Annotated in this window: 17 protein-coding genes; 9 read left to right on the top strand and 8 right to left on the bottom strand. The window is 60.4% G+C overall.

Annotated elements, in window-relative coordinates:
• Positions 1-22 precede the first annotated feature (22 nt).
• The 3 genes from leuD to HF955_RS12000 all read right to left on the bottom strand — a co-directional run bounded on the left by leuD (position 23) and on the right by HF955_RS12000 (position 4301).
• Positions 23-634, bottom strand: coding sequence for a 3-isopropylmalate dehydratase small subunit (leuD, locus tag HF955_RS12010; RefSeq protein ID WP_291075359.1), 612 nt, complete (start codon positions 632-634; stop codon positions 23-25).
• A complete protein-coding gene (locus HF955_RS12005) occupies positions 631-2028 on the bottom strand; it encodes a 3-isopropylmalate dehydratase large subunit (protein WP_291075358.1) in 1398 nt (465 codons plus the stop codon). Before HF955_RS12005 ends, leuD begins: the two co-directional genes overlap by 4 nt.
• Positions 2029-2135: 107 nt before the next feature.
• Positions 2136-4301: a TonB-dependent receptor gene (locus HF955_RS12000; RefSeq protein ID WP_291075357.1), complete on the bottom strand. Its 2166-nt coding sequence runs from the start codon at positions 4299-4301 to the stop codon at positions 2136-2138.
• Between the two features lie 398 nt (positions 4302-4699).
• Between HF955_RS12000 and HF955_RS11995 the strand changes: the two genes are divergently transcribed.
• From HF955_RS11995 to HF955_RS11975, 5 genes are read left to right on the top strand one after another with little or no spacing between them, the layout of a single operon-like run.
• Positions 4700-5371: an isochorismatase family protein gene (locus HF955_RS11995; RefSeq protein ID WP_027838493.1), complete on the top strand. Its 672-nt coding sequence runs from the start codon at positions 4700-4702 to the stop codon at positions 5369-5371.
• Positions 5371-6315, top strand: coding sequence for a polysaccharide deacetylase family protein (locus HF955_RS11990; protein WP_291075355.1), 945 nt, complete (start codon positions 5371-5373; stop codon positions 6313-6315). The genes HF955_RS11995 and HF955_RS11990 overlap by 1 nt, the downstream gene beginning before the upstream one ends.
• Positions 6299-7210, top strand: a complete 912-nt coding sequence (locus HF955_RS11985) for a polysaccharide deacetylase family protein (RefSeq protein WP_291075354.1) — start codon at positions 6299-6301, stop codon at positions 7208-7210. Before HF955_RS11990 ends, HF955_RS11985 begins: the two co-directional genes overlap by 17 nt.
• Positions 7207-7608, top strand: a complete 402-nt coding sequence (locus HF955_RS11980; protein WP_291075353.1) for a YciI family protein — start codon at positions 7207-7209, stop codon at positions 7606-7608. The genes HF955_RS11985 and HF955_RS11980 overlap by 4 nt, the downstream gene beginning before the upstream one ends.
• A 4-nt stretch (positions 7609-7612) precedes the next feature.
• A complete protein-coding gene (locus tag HF955_RS11975; RefSeq protein WP_291075352.1) occupies positions 7613-8350 on the top strand; it encodes a hypothetical protein in 738 nt (245 codons plus the stop codon).
• Between the two features lie 8 nt (positions 8351-8358).
• On the opposite strand, the gene HF955_RS11970 is transcribed toward HF955_RS11975, so the two are convergent.
• Positions 8359-9309: a nitrilase-related carbon-nitrogen hydrolase gene (locus HF955_RS11970; RefSeq protein WP_291075351.1), complete on the bottom strand. Its 951-nt coding sequence runs from the start codon at positions 9307-9309 to the stop codon at positions 8359-8361.
• Between the two features lie 168 nt (positions 9310-9477).
• Between HF955_RS11970 and HF955_RS11965 the strand changes: the two genes are divergently transcribed.
• The 4 genes from HF955_RS11965 (at position 9478) to HF955_RS11950 (ending at position 14278) form a co-directional block, all read left to right on the top strand.
• Positions 9478-10266, top strand: a complete 789-nt coding sequence (locus HF955_RS11965; protein WP_027838498.1) for a GntR family transcriptional regulator — start codon at positions 9478-9480, stop codon at positions 10264-10266.
• 207 nt (positions 10267-10473) lie between these two features.
• Positions 10474-12066, top strand: coding sequence for an FAD-binding oxidoreductase (locus HF955_RS11960; RefSeq protein WP_291075350.1), 1593 nt, complete (start codon positions 10474-10476; stop codon positions 12064-12066).
• Positions 12067-12071: 5 nt separating this feature from the next.
• Positions 12072-13496, top strand: a complete 1425-nt coding sequence (locus HF955_RS11955; RefSeq protein WP_291075349.1) for an aldehyde dehydrogenase family protein — start codon at positions 12072-12074, stop codon at positions 13494-13496.
• A complete protein-coding gene (locus tag HF955_RS11950) occupies positions 13493-14278 on the top strand; it encodes an enoyl-CoA hydratase-related protein (protein WP_027838501.1) in 786 nt (261 codons plus the stop codon). Before HF955_RS11955 ends, HF955_RS11950 begins: the two co-directional genes overlap by 4 nt.
• Positions 14279-14281: 3 nt before the next feature.
• Here the strand turns inward: HF955_RS11950 and HF955_RS11945 are convergent, their stop codons facing one another.
• From HF955_RS11945 to HF955_RS11930, 4 genes are read right to left on the bottom strand one after another with little or no spacing between them, the layout of a single operon-like run.
• Positions 14282-15511, bottom strand: coding sequence for an amidase (locus HF955_RS11945; RefSeq protein WP_291075348.1), 1230 nt, complete (start codon positions 15509-15511; stop codon positions 14282-14284).
• Positions 15508-16896 carry a phenylacetate--CoA ligase family protein gene (locus HF955_RS11940; RefSeq protein ID WP_291075347.1) on the bottom strand — a complete coding sequence of 463 codons (1389 nt, stop codon included), beginning with the start codon at positions 16894-16896 and terminating at the stop codon, positions 15508-15510. The genes HF955_RS11945 and HF955_RS11940 overlap by 4 nt, the downstream gene beginning before the upstream one ends.
• Entirely contained in the window at positions 16893-18269 is a 1377-nt protein-coding gene (locus HF955_RS11935; RefSeq protein ID WP_291075346.1) for an MmgE/PrpD family protein, read from the bottom strand. The genes HF955_RS11940 and HF955_RS11935 overlap by 4 nt, the downstream gene beginning before the upstream one ends.
• Positions 18266-19579 carry an MmgE/PrpD family protein gene (locus HF955_RS11930; RefSeq protein ID WP_291075345.1) on the bottom strand — a complete coding sequence of 438 codons (1314 nt, stop codon included), beginning with the start codon at positions 19577-19579 and terminating at the stop codon, positions 18266-18268. Before HF955_RS11930 ends, HF955_RS11935 begins: the two co-directional genes overlap by 4 nt.
• Positions 19580-19590 lie beyond the last annotated feature (11 nt).

Here is a 19590-nt window from a genome sequence, read left to right as displayed (position 1 = left end):
GATGGGCTGAACCGCCTGATACCTACCTGTAGATCCAGGGGCGCGCGACCCTGTCATCGGACTGGAACGCCTCGATCTTCGGCAGTTCGGTCTTGGTCAGGCTGATCGGATCCAGGCCTTCCATCAACAGACGTTTTGCATAGCCGCCAATCTCGAACGGAAATTCCCGGTTGCCCGAAAGCACGACCTGTCGTGGCAGATCCAAGGTCAGCGTTTTCGGCTCAGAATGCCCGGCAAGTTCATCGACCTGCTCCGGCTCGAGACGGATCGGCAAGATGCCGTTGCGCGTACAGTTGTTGTAGAAGATGTCGCCGAATGATTTCGCTATAATGGCGCGAATGCCAAATTCCGCCAGCGCCCAGACCGCGTGCTCGCGCGAGGAACCGCAGCCGAAATTCGCGCCACTCAACAGAATTCCGGCGTCAGTATATCCGGGCTTGTTCAATATGAAGTCCGGGTTCGGGTCGCGTCCACCCGCCTGCAGATACCGCCAACCGGCGAACAGGCCATCCCCCAGGCCGGAGCGATTGACGGTTTTCATCTCGCGGGACGGGATGATCTGATCAGTATCCACATTGTCCAGCATAAGCGGCGCTGCAATACCCGTCAGCACGTTTATGGGTTCGCGTGTCATGACAGCGTCTCCGCAAACAGGTCCGTTGCACTTGCGATCCGGCCAGCAATCGCCGTCGCGGCGACGGTGGCCGGACTTGCCAGATGCGTCCGCACGCCGGGGCCTTGCCGTCCCTCGAAATTCCGGTTGGTCGATGAGATGACACGTTCTCCCGGCGCGAAAGTCTGCCCGCCGGCATAGAAGCACATGGCACACCCCGGCGCGCCCCATTCGAAACCGGCTTCCTTGAAGATGATGTCGAGGCCCTCCGCTTCAGCCGCCGCGCGCACTTCATGGGAACCGGGCACACAAACTGCCCGGACACCCGCGGCGACACGCCTTCCCTTCAACACCTCCGCAGCAGACCGAAGGTCAGAGAGACGGCCATTCGTGCACGAACCGATAAACGCCCCTTGCACAGGCAGACCGGCCACGGCCTGACCGGGCTCAAGGCCGACATAGTGAAGCACATTCGCCTCTGCCGAGCTCGGTACACTCCCGTTGATCGGGATCGCATGTTCGGGACTGGTTCCCCATGACACCATGGGCAGGACTTCCGTGGCATCGACACTCAGTTCATGATCGAATGTTGCGCCCTGGTCCGTGACAAGTTCGGCCCAGCGCGTCCGGGCCAGTGCCTGCTCCTGTGCACGAGGCGCGAAGGGACGACCGGATACATAGTCGAGGACGGTCTGGTCCGGCGCAATCAACGCCGTGAAGGCCGAGAACTCCACTGCCATGTTGCAAAGGGTCAGACGCTCTTCGATCGAGAGGGCTGAAATGGCTTCGCCACAATACTCGATCGCCGACCGGCGCCCGCCAGCCACACCGTGTCGGGCAATGATATGAAGTGCCAGGTCCTTGGCGGTCACGCCTGCACGCAACCTGCCCGTGACCGTAATGCGCATCTGCGGAGGCTTGCTGACCCGCAGGCAGCCGGTGGCCATGGCATGTTCGGACTCGCTTGAGCCCACACCCCAAGCAAGCGCTCCAAGTGCGCCAAGACTGCAAGTATGACTGTCCGGGCAGACAAGCGACACGCCCGGCACGGCAATGCCCAGTTCGGGCGCGATGACATGCACAATCCCCTGGCGCGGGTCGTTCGTGTCGATGAGATTGATCCCCGCTTCCAGCGCCATCTTGCGGGTCTCGGTAATGAACACATCCCCCCCGGGAGAACGCGACTCGTCCGCACCCCGACCGGATCGGAATGAAACGATGTGATCCATGATCGAAAACACCCGTTCCGGACTCTGAACCTGATGGCCTGCGTCGCGCAGGCTCTTCAGGGCAACCGACCCTGTCCGCTCATGCAGGCATACGCGGTCAATTGCGATCAGATCTGCTCCATCCCCGCCGTCTCCGATGCGATGCCGGGCCCAAAGCTTGTCCAGTAGTGTTTGCGGATGGGTCATATATGGATCTTGAAAGTTCCTTGGCCTGATGGGTTAAGACGTCCCGATGCCAAAGAGGCACCGGGACGTCCGGATCGTAGCGTCAGGGGGAGGAGACGAAACTGACGCTAGAATTTGTAGCCGAGGTCGATGCCGTATGTGAGCGGCTCGGCGGCATACACGTTCGACGCTCCGGCCGTGCCGGCACGCCAGTAGTTCTGGTCTGCGAGGTTCTTGGCCCAGATTGCCGCCGACCAACCAGCATTGTCCTCGTACTTCGCCCGGATGTTCACGAGCGGAGACACGGTGGTCAGGACGTGTGCTGGCGCATTGGCGACCAGAGACCAGCTCTCATCTTCAAACCCGACATCGCCAGACAGGATGATTTCGCCGCGATCCACAGTCAGACTGTAGAGGGCGCCGATGGCTCCCTTGTATTCCGGCGCGTTCTTCAGGCTGAGGCCGTAGGCACATTCCAGAGATACCACACCGCCACAGGCAGGGGTCGATCCCTGATTGGTCAATGCAGCAGCCGTAGCCAGGTCAAGCTCGGTGTACTCGGCATCCAGAAGACCAAGGTTCGCATTGAACTGGAGATTGTCGGTTGCCTGCCAGACTGCCTCGAATTCAAGCCCTTGAATCTCGGCTTCCGGAACGTTGAAGCGCGTAAAGCCGACGCCCGGAATGGTGGCACCAATCTGAAGACCTTCATACTGGTTGAAGAAATAGGCGGCATTGAACCGAACCGTGTTGTCGAACAGATCGGTCTTCGCGCCGATTTCGAAGCTCTCGAGGGTTTCCTCGTCCACAGGCAGGAAGATGGCTGTCGGGCTGAATGCGTCAGGCGACCAGCCCCCGGACTTGAAGCCCGTCGAGAACTTGCCGTATGTCAGCACATTGTCATTGATGCGGTAGTCCGCACCAATCGTGTAGCTGACATTGTCAAAATCCGCATCGTCCTGACGGGCAAAGCCGAAGGCCAGGTTTTCACCGTCGAAATCCTTGCTTTCCTGAGTGTAGCGGACGCCGCCCGTCAGCGAGAGCTGGTCGGACATTTCATACGTGCCCTGCGCAAAGACAGCCACGGACTCCGTGCTGCCATCAATCGCGAACGGGAAGATGAAGACCGAATTCAGTTCAAGGTCTTCTTCGAAATAGTAAAGACCCACAAGATAGTTGAACGGTCCCTCATGGTTCGAGGAGAGCGTGAATTCCTGGCTGAACTGGGACTGATCGGTCTGCTGTTCGTACGCTGCGCCGATCCGGGTCACCAGATCATCCTCGAGCGTGCGGTATCCGGTCAGGGACATGAAGTCGAACGTCCCGATCTTGCCCGCAATCTCTGCCGAGATGCCAGTAGATTCAGAGCGTTGGTCATATGCCGTGAAGCAACCGGTCGAGGTTGACCCGATGGCACAGGTCGTGCCGGGTGCCGGTTCCACCGTGAACACGTCACCGTCAGCATCATCCCCCGGAGCAATCGAGTCGATGGTCGGATCGGAGCGGTCCAGCGTATTGTCCGCTGTGACGTAGAGGCTCCAGTCCTCATTGAACTCCGTCAGGAAGCTCGCGCGAACAGCAAACACGTCCATATTGCCGGCTTCGCGACCTTCACCGGCCAGGGCACCATTCGGCTTCACGGTGAAGAAGCCGTCCCGCTCGCGCTCGAGGGCCGAAATGCGGAATGCCGTATTGTCGGCAATCTGGATGTTCGCCATGCCGCGGAAATCAAGGCGTCCATTGTTGCCAATCGTCGTGCGAACTTCGCCGCTATTCTCCATCTGCGGACGCACCGATGCCAGCTTGATGGCGCCGCCAATCGTGTTGCGTCCGTACAGCGTGCCTTGCGGGCCCCGCAGGACTTCGATGGAGTCGAGGTCCACAAGATCGAAAAGCGACCCAACGGAGCGACCAACATAGATCCCGTCGACATAAATGCCGACAGCCTGGTCGACCATGCCACGGCTTTCATCCTCACCGACGCCGCGCAGGAAGATCCGCGCCGCGTTCGCCGTGCCCGTATTGGTGCCCATATTGATGTTCGGGACCTGGAACTGCAGGTCGAGCACATCACCGACCTGGCGATCTTCCAGCGCCGTACTGTCGAGCGCGGTTACGGCAATCGGGACATCCTGCATGCTTTCTTCGGCCCGCTGGGCGGTCACAACGATTGCGCCAAGGCGACGTGCATCCGCTTCGGCCTCATCAGTTTCAGCCTGGGCCAGAGCCGGCGCGGCCACCAGGACCGATGCCATGGCGCTGCAGGCAACGGAGGTAAGTAGTTTGCGATTCATGTGTATTCCCTCGTGTTTCAACGACTGCTGCTCTCCCCAAAGCACTTCGCCTCGTCACAAAAGATATACCTTTTGTAAAAATGCACAATCACTGTTTGAAGAAATGTCCGTACCTTTTTCTTCCGAGAAGATTTTGTGCATGGGCGCACAGTGTTTGAGCGCCACTTTTTCTCATTCAGTAACAAGGACCTATCAGACCGATGTGGTCAGCAAGCCACAGAGGCATACCAATAGCTGACTGGACGGACTTCATCCGCTCCGGCATCGGGCAGGCTGGAGGGAATTCTGGACTGGTCCGACAAGACTCAGCCTAGACATTTCCAAAAAGGTATATCATTTAAAGGGTCAGCCCCGCAGAAGAAGAGGCAATGATGAGCGACTCCGCACCCGAGCCCACAATGCAACTGTCCGACAAGACGGCGCGCCAGATATTTGAGGAGATCCGCGCGAATCCGAGCCGAAAGCGGTTCGGATTCGGGGAACGCGCGGCCATCGTCAATGTGGACCCGCAAAAGGCCTATACGCGTCCGGACCTGTTTCCGAAAACTGGCTACATCACCGATCCGCGGCAAGCCGAACACATCAACAACATTTCCAAACTCGCGCGCAGCAAGGGTCTGCCGGTTGTGTGGACCCGGGTCCATTACATGGAGAACGCTGCCGATGCCGGTGTCTGGGGCACGCGCACTGACACGCCGGACAGTCTGCAGAACATCAAGTATGGCAGTGTGCGCCATGAATTTGATGACCGCCTCGAGATCGATCCGGCCGTGGACGCCATCTATGAGAAGAAAATGCCAAGCGCGTTCTTTCAGACGCCGCTGACCAGTTTCCTGACCTGGCACAAGATCGATACCGTGATCATCACCGGCGGGTCGACCAGCGGATGCATCCGGGCAACTGCCGTCGATTCCCTGAGCCATGGCTACCGCACCATCGTCCCGATCGAATGCGTTGCCGACAAGCATGAAAGCTATCACTTCGCCAATCTGACAGACCTGCTGATCAAGTATGCCGATGTGGTGGATGTGAAGGAAGTCCAAGACTGGCTGGAGGCATTTGAATCCTGATGCATGCTGATCCGAACCTGTACGATTACTGGCCCTATGAAGGCCGGCCAAGGATCGAATGGCCGGACGGCAAGAAGCTGGCCTTCTGGATCGCTCCAAACATCGAATACTATGAGTTCGCGCCGCCTCCGAACCCGAAGCGCCAACCCTGGCCGCGTGGCAATCCCGACATCCAGGGCTATTCGCAGCGCGCCTGGGGCAACACGGTCGGTCACTGGCGGTTGATGGAACTGCTCGACAAATATGGCATGCGGGGATCGATTTCCCTGTCAGTGGGGCTGATCGATCATCACCCCGAGATCATCGAAGCCTGTGTGGAGCGCAATTGGGAATTCTTCTCCCATGGTATCTACAATACGCGCTTCTCATACGGCATGGATCCGGAACAGGAGCTGGCGGTCATTCGCGATTCCATCGAGACCGTGGAAAAGGCGACCGGGCAGCGCATTCGCGGTTATCTCGCGCCGGCCCTGACCCACACGGAATCAACCCTCGACCTGATTGCCGAGAATGATTTCTGGTATACTTGCGATCTCTTCCAGGACGACCAGCCCCAGCCGATCAAGACCCGGACCGGCAGACTGGTGTCCATGCCCTATTCACTGGAAGTGAATGACGTGATCACCTATTCCGTCATGGGGTACACACCTGAACAGTACACAGATATCCTGAAACGGCATTTCGACCAGTTGCTCAAGGAAGGCGCCGAAAGCGGCACCGTCATGTGCATCCCTCTGCATGCCTACCTGGTCAGCCAGCCGCACCGCCTCCGGATTTTCGAGGAAGCGCTGAAACATGTCGCAGAGCATTCAGACGATGTCTGGATCACGACCGGTCAGGAAATTGCCGAGCATTTCCGGACGCATTACTGGGATCAGACCATCGCGGACATCGCGGCGCGCGGAGTCATGACAGGAGGAACCGGCTTTGCCCCTGCCAAGTGAGTACCTGACCTACCCGTTCCGGAAACACGGATTCGACCATGAGCACTTCCCCTGGACGCCGGACACGCAGCGCCCGGCGCTCAAGCTGAAGTCCGGCGCGAAAGCAGCTGCTTTCATCATTGTGCCGTTGGAGTTCTTTCCCCTGAACCCGCCAGCGGCCCCCTTCAAACATCCCGGCGCGATGAAAACGCCCTATCCGGATCTTCGGCACTACACGACGCGGGATTATGGCAATCGCGTCGGCGTGTTCCGTATCCTCAAAGCCCTGGCGGCTCACGATGTGCAGGCCACCTTCGCCGTGAACGCCGAAGTCTCCGAACGCTACCCGCCCCTGATCCGGGCGATTGAAGACGCCGGTCACGAAATCGCGGCCCATGGTGTATCCACGGCGCACATCCATCATGACGGATTGTCCGTGGAAGACGAGCGGGCCCTGATCGCCCGTGCGCGGTCGGCCCTGCCCTCTGCAAAAGCCTGGCTGAGCCCGGCCCGAAACGAAAGCTATCGCACGCCCGAATTGCTGGCGGAGGCTGGATATGAAGTGCTGCTGGACTGGGAAGCTGACCAGCGCCCGCTCGCATTCCACACGCCTGCGGGCGCATTGACGGCCCTGCCATTGATGCATGAATTGTCCGACTTCAAATTGATGGTCGACAATCGGCAACAGGCCGACCACTGGGCAGACCAGATACTTGAGGCAGCCCGCTTTCATGTTTCAGATCATGATCGTGCCGGCGCGCAATGCTTCGGCTTCACCCTCACACCCTATGTGGTTGGCCAACCCTTCCGCATCCAATCGCTGGAACGCCTCATCGCAGGTCTCGCCGGAATGGACGGGCTCGAGCTTTCAACGGCATCCGCGCTGCCTTCGCGCTTTGAAAAGGAAACTTCATGACTCGCCCCAATACCGTCCCCCGCGTGGACCAGCCCTGCTTTCTGGTCATTTGCCGCGATGGCCCGAACTCCGCCGCACCGCGCCGCGACCACCTGAAAGGCCATCTCGACCATGTCGAAAAGCATTGGGAGCGCTACATCACGGCCGGGCCGATCCGCGAACCCGGCAAGGAAGAACTGGTGGGTTCGGTATTTCTCGTCCTGGCGGAATCCCTTGAGGACGCCCAAGCGCTGATGAATGGCGACCCCTACCTGACTTGCGGCATGTACGAGTCCATCGAGTACAAGGAATTCACCAACGCCATCGGCCGTTTCATCGGCGGAAAGACCTGGGAAAGCGCTGAAGCCGTAGCGCACGTGGCGGCTGGCGGGCCGACCAAACTGTCATCGGGGAGCTGAGCGCATGCCGTCAACTCCCGTGCACCGCCTGATCTCGGGGCGCATCGTCTACAGGACCCGGAACAATCCGGAATTCCCGGATGGCATCTGGGGCGGCGAGCATTGGCGCATGTCACATCATGCCAATGGCGACCGCGTCATGCGCGCCTTCTGCGAACTCAATGATGACGAACCGCTCATTCGCGATGTGGTCTCGGCCGTCGACGCCGACTTTCATCCGCTCGACACCTATGTCCGGCTCACGAAGAATGACCAGTTCTACGGCAGCACCTGGTACAACTGGTCAGACACCGAAGGGGAGTATGAGGGCAAGACGGCTGCGCAGGGCCGGATCCGCGACAAGGCCTCGATCACGCGGGCCATGCGCGGTTTCGGGACCCACAATCTGCATTCGGATTCCTGGCTGGCAGCACGGTATGATTTTTCGAAGGGCCCCGGAATTCAAACGTTCAAGGACAATTTGCTGACCTCGATTGACCACCGCGGCGCCACCGGACCTGCCTTTGAACGGACAACGACCAGCAGCCTGAAATATTCCGGTGTGGAAACAGTCACCGTGCCGGCCGGAACGTTCGAGTGCCATCATTTCGAAATCCTTGGCACCAGCAATGCCCATCCCCCGTATGATTTCTGGGTGACCACGGATGGTGATTTTCTCTATGTCAAAGGCATTGTCACAGAGCCCTACAATTGGGTACTCGAATTGACCGAATACACGATAGAACGCCGCGGGCAGTTCTGACCCGTCAGTTAGATCAGCCCTGCCTTGTCGAGCTTTTCCAGAACCCGCCTCTGGCGCGCGAGATAGTGATCGCGCGCTGGCGGGTTTGATCCGTCACCCAGGCCGTTCTGTTCCGCGACATCGAACCCGGCATAGGCCTGCGCCCACATCTGCATCGGATGGCGCGACAGGAGATTGCCCATGCCGGGACGCCGCCGGTACTCCCGAAGGGAGTCCAGAGATATTTCCGCATACGCAACACTGGTCTCGCCGGCGCCTGCCCGCGCCAACACCCTGCCCTTGTAGTCAATGATCTCTGATCCGCCGTCCGTGGAGTGCTCAGGAATGTCGATGCCGAATACGCCAGCGGAATTCGCAGAGACCACATAGGCCATGTTCTCCACGGCGCGCGCATGACGCGTGATCGATTTCGGCGTGGGTAATGGGCTGGAGACTTCGGAACTTGAATGCACCATGATTTCAGCCCCCTTGCTCGCAATGATGCGGGCGATTTCGGGATAGAGAATCTCCTCCGACGCAATCGCGCCGAGCCGCCCGATATCCGTGTCCGCCACCGGGAACAATGCTTCAGCGCCATAGACGTCCAGGTACTTGTCCCAGACGTCAAAGGGTGACGGAGAAAACATGGAGATCAGCCGGCGGTAACGCAGCACGGCCTGACCGGATGGTGAGAATACGCTGGAGCACTGGAAGTAGAGCTCCGGGAAGTTCGGATCCGTCTCGTAGTGATTGCCTGCCAGGTAGACTCCATTGTCCGCTGCCGCCTTGGCAAGCGCGTCATATTCCGGACCATCAGGCGACAGGGCCGCTTTCGCGATCCATTCCGGGGCAGTTTCGCCCCAGGGAAAACCGGTCAGACTGTATTCCGGCAGAACGACGAGTTTGGTGTCCGCTCCTAGAAATCTCTTTGAATTCGCAATCTTAGCGGAAATTTCATCGATCTTTCCGAGTATTGACACACGCGCATCACTTGCTGTCAGACTATTGACCGATTGGCACGCGATCTGAAGCGCTAGAGCGGAATAAGCCATCTTATTTGATATACCTTTTGGTTTCTCAAGATCGATGTCTGATATGAAGCAGGAGATGTCAATCTCCCCGCACCCGGGAAATGTGGACGGAAACGAATGATTGAAGATGCGCAACTGGTCCTGTCGGCGAAAGACCTGGACGAAAATTCGAGTGTGCCGCTGTACCAGCAGATCTATGCCAAAATCCGCCAGGCAATCGTCTCCGGCGATGTGCCGCCACAGTCTCGGCTGCCCGCGGAACAGGAATTGGTGCAGAGACTGGGCGTCTCCCGGATCACGGTCAAACGGGCATTCAACGAGTTGGCCATTGCAGGTCTGGTGCGCCGCTATCGCGGTCGCGGCACGGTTGTGACCTATGATTCCTCGACACCGACCGTCAAAGGCAGCTTCGAGAATCTGATCGACGGCTTGAAGCGCATGGGCCTGGAAACGGAAGTCCAGCTGCTGGATACCGAGATCGTTAGCCCCAGCCCGGCCATTGCCGAAGCGCTTCAACTGGGACGCGGGGCAAGTGTCCAGCGTATTGTGCGCCTGCGCCGGCTCGCCGATGAGCCGTTTTCCTATCTCGTCACCTACGTGCCGGAGGATATCGCCGAGACCTATACGGAAGACGACCTGGCCTCGGCGAGCCTGATCGCATTGCTCGAACAGGCAGGTCATCGTCCGTGCGAAGCGACCCAGACGATAACCGCAGTTCCGGCTGAGCCGGCGGTGGCTGCAGTGCTGGGCGTCACAACCGGCTCGCCATTGCTGCGGATCCACCGGATCATGCGGGATGAGGCGGGTCGGCCGGTACAGGACATTACCGCAACATACCGAGCAGACCGCTTCCAGTATGAAATGCGCCTGACCCGCGAAAAGAACGCGGACTGGACTGCCGAATAGGCAATCCCGGAAGCAATTTGGCCGCTGAGCGCATTTGTCCGGTCAAATGCCCTTGACCAAACGCCCGCCGTCGAAAATGATATATCTTTATGGCGTGCGACAGCCACTCCTGCCTGACCGGGATCGGAGGCTTCTGTCGTACAGCCTTTTCCATTCGCTGCAGTGTCTCATTACTGCGGTGTCGGCTCATCCAGGAGGCAGTGTCCCATGCTCGACCAGACCAAGACAGACAAACTCGGCGAACTCAAATCCGTTCTCGCGCAGGCGCTCGGCAATGATGCTGTCAGTGACGATCCGGCCGCGCGCGAATTGTTCAGCCAGGACATCTGGACGAAGGGAGAACTCGCAGAATTCGTCGTCGCCCCGAACAATCTGGAAGCACTGTCTGCTGCGGCGGCGGCGGCAAATGAGCGGGGAATCGCGTTCAATCCCCGCGGTGGCGGCATGTCCTACACGAAAGGATACACACCTGACCGCGAGGGTGTCGCGATCCTGGACATGAGCAGGATGAACCGCATCCTCGACCTGAATGTCGACGACATGTACGTGACCGTCGAAGCCGGTTGCACCTGGGTCGACCTGCACGAAGCCTTGTCTGCCAAGGGCGTTCGCACGCCCTTCTGGGGGCCGCTGTCCGGCCTCAGCTCCACCATTGGCGGCGGCCTGTCGCAAAACAACGCCTTCTTCGGCGCCGGCAAATATGGCACCACTGGCGACAGCGTCCTGAGCGTTACCGTGGTTCTGGCTGACGGCACGATTGTGCGTACAGGCAGCGCTGGCACGACCGGCGCGAAGCCTTTCTGGCGTCACTATGGCCCTGACCTGACCGGACTGTTCTGCGGCGATTGTGGCGTACTGGGCTACAAGGCCGAAATCACGCTGCGACTGATCAAGGCTCCGCGCGAAGAGACTTGGGCCAGCTATGAATTCGACAATGCCGGAGGCTATGCGGACGCGATGTCAGCCCTGATGAGGGAAGACATCGCGACAGAAATCTTTGGCTTCGATCCGAACCTTACGCGCGTACGTATGGCCCGGGCCTCAATGCTGTCCGATGCGAAAGCCCTGAAGAATGTCATGAAAAAGCAGGGCAACCTCCTGTCGGCACTGAAGGAAGGCGCAAAAGTCGCGATGGCAGGCCGGGGCTTCATGGCTGATGCGAAATACAATCTTCACTACACGGTAGAAGGCCACAGCAAGGCTGGCGTGAAGGAGGAAATCGCCATCCTGAACGCGATCTGTGAAGCGCATGGTGGCAAATCCATCGAGAATTCGATCCCAAAGATCATTCGGGCAAATCCGTTCGGACCGCTGAACAGCATTCTCGGACCGTCCGGCGAACGCTGGGTTCCGATCCATGGTCTTGTTCCGGTTTCCGAAACCCGCGACTGTCTGGCGAAGATCGATGCGGCTTTCGACGCAATGCGCAAGGAGTTCGACGATCATGGCATCGTTACCGGCTACCTGCTGACATCCATGAGCACGACGGGGGTCATCATCGAACCCGTCTTCCTCTGGCCCGAGGAACTGTTCGAGATTCACCGGCAAACGGTCGAGCCGGGCATGTTGTCGAAAGTCGGTACGCATGACGCCAACCCGGCGGCCACCGCTGTGGTCGCAAAAGGCCGTCAGGTTGTTCTGGACGCGTTCCGGCAACATGGCGCCGCACACTTCCAGATCGGGAGAACCTATCCCTATCTCGAGACGCGGGAGGACGCGACGCGCGCCCTGCTTGAAAAGATCAAGGATATTGTAGATCCGCAACGCATCATCAATCCCGGCGCCCTTGGCCTGGAGTAGTCCCCGTGACCAACACTCTCTCTGTCCGCAATCCCCGCACGGGAATTCATGATTTCGACCTCCCCGTTCTGGACCGCCAGACGGTGGTTGAGGCGGCCCGGAACCTGCGGCTGGGCCAGCCCGACTGGAACGCTCTGGGATTTTCTGAAAGAGCCCGGAAACTGCGGGACCTGGCGGACGCCCTTCTGCAACACATCGATCCGGTCGCCGGCGCACTGGAAATCGATACGGGCCGGCGTCGGATCGCCCGAATGGAAGTGCAATCGGTCGCTGCCGCGCTGCAAGCGTGGGCCGGTCAAATCCCTGCCTCCACCGGCAAGGTCTGGAGTGATGGCATCAGCAATCCAGACCTGAAACACACATCCCAGCTGGTTCCTTACGGGCTGGTCGGCGTGATCAGTCCCTGGAACTTCCCTTTGATCCTGTCGATGATCGACACGATCCCCGCCCTGCTTGCGGGATGTGCGGTGATGATCAAACCGAGTGAAGTCACGTCTCGCTTCGTGGCGCCGCTGGAAGCGGCCATCGAGTCGGCCGGCCTTTCCTCTGTCCTCGGGTTCGTGACGGGCGCTGGCGAGACCGGAGCCGCCCTGGTCGATCAGGTTGATGCCGTCTGCTTCACCGGATCCGTGCCGACCGGGCGCAAGGTGGCGGTCCAGGCTGCAGGCCGGCTGATCCCCGCCTTCCTGGAATTGGGTGGGAAGGACCCGCTCATAGTGCTCGCCTCGGCGGATATCGAAGCCGCGACCGACGCCGCCTTGCGCGGCAGCGTGCAATCCACGGGGCAAGCCTGCCAGTCGATCGAACGCATCTATGTCGACGAAAAGATTCACGACGCATTTCTGGCGCGTCTCGTCGAGAAGGCCGCGTCGGTGCGCCTGAACGCAGGTGACATCACGAAGGGCGATATCGGACCGATCATCTTCGAGAAACAGGCAGAGATCCTGTCTGCGCATATCGAGGATGCGCGCGCCAAGGGGGCACACGTCCTCACCGGCGGCGAAATCGAAACGCATATGGGCGGCCTCTGGCTGCGTCCGACTGTCTTGTCGGGTGTCACACACGAAATGCGGGTCATGACCGAAGAGACGTTCGGTCCCATCCTGCCGGTGATGCCATTCGGGTCGCTGGACGAGGCGGTCCGATTGGCGAATGATACCGAGTACGGCCTCTCGGGCGCGGTCTTTGCCGGCTCCCTGGAAGAGGCTGAAGCCGTGGCCGAACACATTGATGCCGGGGCGATTTCCCTGAACGATGCCGCGCTGACTGCGCTGTTCCATGAGGCCGAAAAGAACGCGTTCAAATCCTCAGGTCTCGGGGGTAGCCGTATGGGCGCAGCTGGCCTACAGCGTTTTCTCCGGCGCAAGGCGCTGATCGCCAACACGGCACGTCCCCTGCCGCTTGCGGCCCTATCGGAGGATACTGAATGAGCACAGACCGCATCCGCATCGAGACGTCCGATGGCCTGGGGGAACTGATCTTCAACAAGCCGGAACGCCGCAACGCCCTGTCCAGCGACATGTGGGAGGCGATCCCGGCCCTGATGCGCCAGCTGGAAGACAATCCCGATGTGACGGCCATCATCATCCATGGTGGCACAGCGGGCGCGTTTGCGGCCGGTGCAGACATCTCGGAATTCGAAACGATCTACGCCACGGCAGAAAGCGCCAAACGGTCGGCTGACCTGATTTCAGACGCGCTGGCCAGCATCGCCGCCTGCGGCAAGCCGGTCATCGCCGCCATTGACGGGGCCTGCGTTGGAGGCGGCGTCAGCGTCGCCCTGGCAGCGGACATCCGTGTGGCAGGCGAAGGCTCGAAATTTGCCGTGACGCCTGCGAAACTGGGCCTCGTCTATCCTGTGGACGACACACGGCGGTTGATCGAAACGGTCGGGGTTCCCGCCGCGAAGGACATTCTCCTGACCGGGCGCCTGTTCCTGGCTGATGAAGCCAGCCGGCTCGGTCTGGTGACGCGCCTGGTCGGGTCTGGCGAAGCGCTACAGGCGGCGCGGGCTCTTGCTGCGGAAATCGGCGGCAACTCTCTCTGGTCCCACCGCGCCACCAAACGCACCTTCGCGGCCGTGAAGGCGGGCTGGCATGACAACAGCCCGGAAGCCAAGGCCCTGTTCCTGGAGAGCTTCACGAATGAGGACTTCGCAGAGGGCTACAGCGCATTTCTGGCCAAGCGCCCGCCAAAGTTCACATTTCGATAGCGCCTAGTCGAATCCGGGCGGCATTGGTGGCTTTCCGAACACTGCCTCCAGGGCGGCTGCGACGGCGAGCACATCGCGGTCACGGCCTGTTGCACCGATGACCTGAACCGAATGCGGCAAGCCGGTGTCCGGATCGACCCCCGAAAAGACAGCGGTCGCCGGCAGGGCGGCAAAATTGGCCCACGCCGTGAAGTCAGCCTGGTTCGCCGGCACGGGCGCCTCGAACGGGAACGCCTGTTGCGGCGCGGTTGGCGCGATCACGACATCGCATGTCTCGAACAGGTCAGCGGCGCTGGCGCGGATTTTGGCGATGTGATCATAGGCGGCGGTGACCTCTTCGGCCGGGCGGCGGATGCCCCAGGCGAGGAGCTTGCGGAAGCCTTCTGAGAAGCCGTCAGGATCGGCATCCAGGCGGGCCTGGTGTACGCCATGGCCCTCGACTTCGGAGACGAGAAGGCCCGCGCGGCGGGACTTTCCATAGGCATAGTCAGGCGGCGCAACCTGTTGCAGCAACTGGGCGCCAGCCTGTTCGATGCGGTCGACAGCCTGCGCGAAGGCTGTCGCCACGGGCGCTTCGACATCGACCTCTCCGAGACCGGTCCAGACACCGATCCGGAGGCCTGCCAGGTCGGCCGGCACCAGTTTCGATGTGTCTCCCCAGTGTGCAAGACTGTTCATGGCGTTCCACAGCGTTTCAATATCGCGCGCCAGCGGACCAATATGGTCCAGCAGGTGTGACAAGGCGACCACGCCATCCGTCGGCACCGCTCCGGTGCTGGGCTTGTGTCCCTGCACACCGCAATAGGCCGCCGGAATACGCACGCTGCCCATCGTGTCGGAACCGAGCGCCACATCACACAGACCGGCCGCCACGGCAGCGCCCGACCCGCCGGACGATCCGCCGGGCGTATAATCATCGCGCCAGGGATTCTGCGTGCGCCCGTACGCGGCATTGTCGGTGGTGGCGCCGAGGGCCGCTTCATGCATGTTCACGGTGCCGAGGATCACCGCGCCGGATTTCCGCAGGCGCGCGACCGCCTCCGAATCCTCCGGGGCGATCTCTCCGCGATAGGCTTCGATGCCCGCCGTAAGCGGCAGGCCCTTCACCGCGATGTTGGACTTCACCCCGTAGCACAGGCCCTCGCCTTGCGGATTCTCCGCAAGATCGATGAAGGCATTCAGACGCGGATTGAACCGGGCGATGCGCTCACGATATTCGGCGACGCGGCTCACTTGAACCGCTCATCGATCAGGCGGATCGGCTTCTGCCGCACTTCCGTCTGTGTCAGCGGAGCAAGGTCACCCGGCGCCGCGAGTTCGACGCCGCAATCGATGCCAATGCTCTTCTTCAGGATCGCCTTGTACCGGTCCACCGTCGCTGCGTCCCGGGCGCCGTTCACTTCGGCGCAGACGACAAACTCGTCCCGCCCCTGATCGTCGCGCACGGCCTTGCAGATGAAGTCACCGGCAAAGCTGGAATCGGCTTCCAGAAGCGGTCCCATGGCCTGGGGGAAAATATTGATCCCGCGGATCTTCACCATATTGTCGGACCGCCCGAGGAAACCTTCGATCCGTTTGAAATTGATGCCGAGAGACGATGTCCCGGTCACCACTTTCGTCACATCATGCGTGTTGAAGCGAATGATCGGATACACATCATCCTTGTGAATGCAGGTGCAGATGATGTCGCCCGGCTGACCGTCGGGTACGGGCTTGCCGGTGTCGATGTCGCAGACTTCCACGATCTGGCCGTCTTCCATGACGTACAGGCCATCCCGGTCCGGGCCCTCGCCTGCAATGATGCCGGTGTCGCCGACACCGTACCAGTCGAAACATTCGACGCCGCCCCAGGCCTCGGAGAGCGAGGATTTGTCCTCCCGACCCAAATGTCCGGAAATCATGCGGATGTTCAGATCCTTGACCGGATCGATGCCCATCTCGACAGCAACACGCGCCAGCTTCTTGATATAGTCTGCAAAGCCGACGATCACCGTGGTTCCGAAATCGCGCATCAATTCGACCTGCTTGGCCGAGCGCGTCTCGATCCCCGTGCCGGCCGACATGAAGATGGCATTCGTCCAATGGGTCACGGCTTCGCGGACATAGTGACCGCCATTGATCATGCCATGGCCATAGACCGAATGAACGATGTCGTCAGGGCGCATGCCCTGGAACTGGTAGATGCGTCCCAGCATCAAGTCCTGAACTTCACGGGATTTGGCCCCGAACAGGAGCACTTGCGGGTTGCCCGTCGTGCCGGATGTGGTGTGCATGATCACCGGCGGCCGACCGTTCGCGCCGCCTTCGAGCCCGCCAAAGTCGCCAAAGGGCGGATTCTGGTCGATCGACGCCATGATGTCTGACTTGTCGAATACGGGCAAATCCGGAAGGGTCTCGAGCCCCTTGATGTCGCCTGGCTGAATGCCCGCATTGCCCCATAGCCGTTGATAGAACGGGATTTCCCAGGCGCGTGCCACGCAGCGAAGGAACAGCTTCTCCTGATGCGCACGAAGCTCATCCCGGCTTTGCTTGGCAAACTGGACGAAATCATCTCCGATCGGGTGTTCGCGGCGCAGCTGCTCCCAATTGATCGCATCGTGATAGAGATTGTGGGTCATGCGTGAAAATCCTTTCCAGCCGCGAGGCGAGAGAGTTGGGAGGAATCCTGGAGCGTCTCCAGATTGTCGATGAGGTCGATCAACGTATTCGCGACGTCGTCGATGGGACGGCCGAAACCGAAATGGAGGCAATCGCGGAACTTGGCGATCTGGGCATCCCGCCCCATCGGATCACCCGGTGAACCGTACAGGGATGTTATATCTGCCTCGATCACACGGCCGTCTGCCATTCGCGCCCGCGCAAACTGGGGCGCAAATGCCGCCGGGTCCAAAGATCCGTCGTCCACGACCGCGATCTTCTTCCCGAGCGCGTGTATCTGCGGGTCGGCCAGTGCAGTGCCGGTATAGTCCCCGAGCCCGATTGTTCCGTTCGACAGGGTGACGGCCCCGACATATTGAAAGCAAAGTCGCGCATAACTGACGCTCATATCCGGCGTGATCGGACGGCCAACCAGACGATGGATCAGGGGCGGCGCGGTCAGGGTCAGCGACTCCAGAACTGCGATGTCGAGCCCCTGCTTCAGCAATTTCTGCAACAGGACGATGCCACCATGCGCGGCGCGACCTGTCGGAAAGGGTTTGTGGCTGACTTCCGTGATCCGCCAGATGGTTCCAACCGTTGCCGCCACCGGCGTCAGATCAGCCTGTTCCTCGAACAGGCGCAGGTAGCCAAAGGGACCATCCAGACTGTCCTGAGGGCCCGGAATTCCTGCCGAGGTCAGGTCGGCCGCCATGATCGCGCTGCGCGCACCATTCGCCACCTGCAGCGCAAGAGTGGGCATTCCCTCGATGTGCGCCTGCATCGTACCTGAACAGAAGCCGAGCGCATGGCCGAGCGCACTCCGGGTCTGGTAAGCATCAAATCCACGTAACCGGGACACTGCCAGAACCGCGCCGAACATGCCCACATTGGCTGGCCGGAAAAACCGGATCGGACTGGTGGCGGCAATGCCGAGCCCTGCGGCCAGATCGACCGCGACCGCGATGGCTACCGCCAGCTCCCGGCCTGAAACGACGCGTGGGGAGGATTCCACCTCGGCCATCAAGGTGGCCAGGATGACTGCCATGGGATGGGCGACCGCCGGTTCGTGAACGCAATCGAATTCCTGGCAATGAATCTGGTAGGCATTGATGAAAGCGGCTGTTGCCGCGCTGGTTTCGAACGCCTCCTGTCCCCAGGCATGGGCACCGGTGCCAAGCCCCCAGCCCTGCGCGCTGGCTCGCACGGCAGAGGCCAGACTGGCTCCGGCCCCGGCAATCCCGACCCCGAGACTGTCCAACAGGAAGATCCCGGTTTTCTCGACCACCGCGTCCGGCAAATCTTCAAACCGCGTTGTCAGCGCGTGCTGCACATAGACATCGATATTGCTCATGAGAGAAGCGCCTCCCGGAGAGCAGGCAGAAAGTTTCCGGACAAGGCACCTGCATGATCCAGCAAGCCTTGCGCAGAAGACTCATCCATCCCGGCATGGCGCATCAGGACCATTGCCTTCTGACGCACCTCCTCAGCCGACAGCGGATTTTCGGGATCGCCCAAAGCATCCGGCGCCTGGGCCACGACCTGCTGCCCATCCGCAAGTGTCACAGTCACTGCAGCGCCGTATTGTGCCGGATAGGCGGCTTCGTAGGGGTCCGCGCTTGCGACGCTTACCTTGGCCCGCAAGCCGGCATTGTCGGATCGGACGATCGCGGCAGGGTCGAAGTCTGAAATCTCCGGCCGCCCCTTTCGCAGAACCACCGCCACGCTGTGCTGCAGCGAGAACTTTGCCTCGATTGTGGTTGACGGATCAGGCTTGTCGCAAAACTTCAGGGCATCCGCATATGTCTCGACACGGATTTTCTCAATCTGATCCGCATCCAGCCCGCGCTCATGCAGTTCAAGAGCGGCATCAATGGCAGCATGAGCATGGCGGCAGGCCGCCCAGGGTTTGAAGCTGACCTCATGGATCAGCCAGTCATGATCATAGGACTTCAGAATATCAGCCGAATTGGCCTGAGGGGCACATGCCGCAAAGAATCCCTGCTGCCCTTCGAGGATGGAAAGCGGACCCGCAAAGCCCGCCGATGCCAGTCTTGCCGCGTCCAGTCCGGCGCGGGCGGCGTGCGCAGTGTGAAGTTGCTTGCCCATGCTGCCGGGCTCGTGACGGGTCTGCCAAAGACCTGCCGCCTGGCTCATCGCGAGGGAAAGTGCGTGCGCTGTATGCAAATCATCGAGATTCAAAAGCCGCGCGCATGCCGCGGCGGCGCCGATGGCCCCACAGGTGCCGGTCGTGTGCCAGAGGCTGTAATGTCCCGGCCCGGTAGCCCGTCCGAGGCGAATGGTTGCCTCATAACCCGACACAATCGCATCGGGCAGATGCGGCAGCAGGTCCGGAGTGGACAGAACCATCGCCAGCGCGGCGGGAATGATGGAAGGGCCGGGATGGAGGATCGCTCGTTTGTCCACATCATCCATTTCCAGGATGTTTCCGAGAAGGCCGAGATAAAAGGCGTCGCCGGACATGCCTTCGGGCCGGACCATTGCCGCCGTCTCCGCAGCCGGTTGCATCCGCCCGGCAATGGCGCACCCCAACCAGTCGGCCAGATGCAGCCCGGCGCGCGCACGTGTGTCTGCGTCCACGGCCACCGTCAATCGGCGGGCCAGAGCTTCGGTCAAGGTTTCCTGATGGATTTGTCCGGACATATGATATATCT

It is taken from the genome of Hyphomonas sp. (genome assembly GCF_017792385.1).
In the GTDB taxonomy this organism is placed as follows: domain Bacteria; phylum Pseudomonadota; class Alphaproteobacteria; order Caulobacterales; family Hyphomonadaceae; genus Hyphomonas.
Note: the sequence above shows the minus strand (reverse complement) of the source record. Positions and strands in the feature narration are given on the sequence as shown.

Excerpts from the sequence above, each read along its gene's own strand:
- HF955_RS12000 (WP_291075357.1), bottom strand. The coding sequence starts at position 4,301 with ATGAATCGCAAACTACTTACCTCCGTTGCCTGCAGCGCCATGGCATCG.
- HF955_RS12005 (WP_291075358.1), bottom strand. The coding sequence starts at position 2,028 with ATGACCCATCCGCAAACACTACTGGACAAGCTTTGGGCCCGGCATCGC.
- HF955_RS11995 (WP_027838493.1), top strand. The coding sequence starts at position 4,700 with ATGCAACTGTCCGACAAGACGGCGCGCCAGATATTTGAGGAGATCCGC.
- leuD (WP_291075359.1), bottom strand. The coding sequence starts at position 634 with ATGACACGCGAACCCATAAACGTGCTGACGGGTATTGCAGCGCCGCTT.
- HF955_RS11990 (WP_291075355.1), top strand. The coding sequence starts at position 5,371 with ATGCATGCTGATCCGAACCTGTACGATTACTGGCCCTATGAAGGCCGG.
- HF955_RS11965 (WP_027838498.1), top strand. The coding sequence starts at position 9,478 with ATGATTGAAGATGCGCAACTGGTCCTGTCGGCGAAAGACCTGGACGAA.
- HF955_RS11960 (WP_291075350.1), top strand. The coding sequence starts at position 10,474 with ATGCTCGACCAGACCAAGACAGACAAACTCGGCGAACTCAAATCCGTT.
- HF955_RS11930 (WP_291075345.1), bottom strand. The coding sequence starts at position 19,579 with ATGTCCGGACAAATCCATCAGGAAACCTTGACCGAAGCTCTGGCCCGC.
- HF955_RS11940 (WP_291075347.1), bottom strand. The coding sequence starts at position 16,896 with ATGACCCACAATCTCTATCACGATGCGATCAATTGGGAGCAGCTGCGC.
- HF955_RS11935 (WP_291075346.1), bottom strand. The coding sequence starts at position 18,269 with ATGAGCAATATCGATGTCTATGTGCAGCACGCGCTGACAACGCGGTTT.
- HF955_RS11975 (WP_291075352.1), top strand. The coding sequence starts at position 7,613 with ATGCCGTCAACTCCCGTGCACCGCCTGATCTCGGGGCGCATCGTCTAC.
- HF955_RS11980 (WP_291075353.1), top strand. The coding sequence starts at position 7,207 with ATGACTCGCCCCAATACCGTCCCCCGCGTGGACCAGCCCTGCTTTCTG.
- HF955_RS11950 (WP_027838501.1), top strand. The coding sequence starts at position 13,493 with ATGAGCACAGACCGCATCCGCATCGAGACGTCCGATGGCCTGGGGGAA.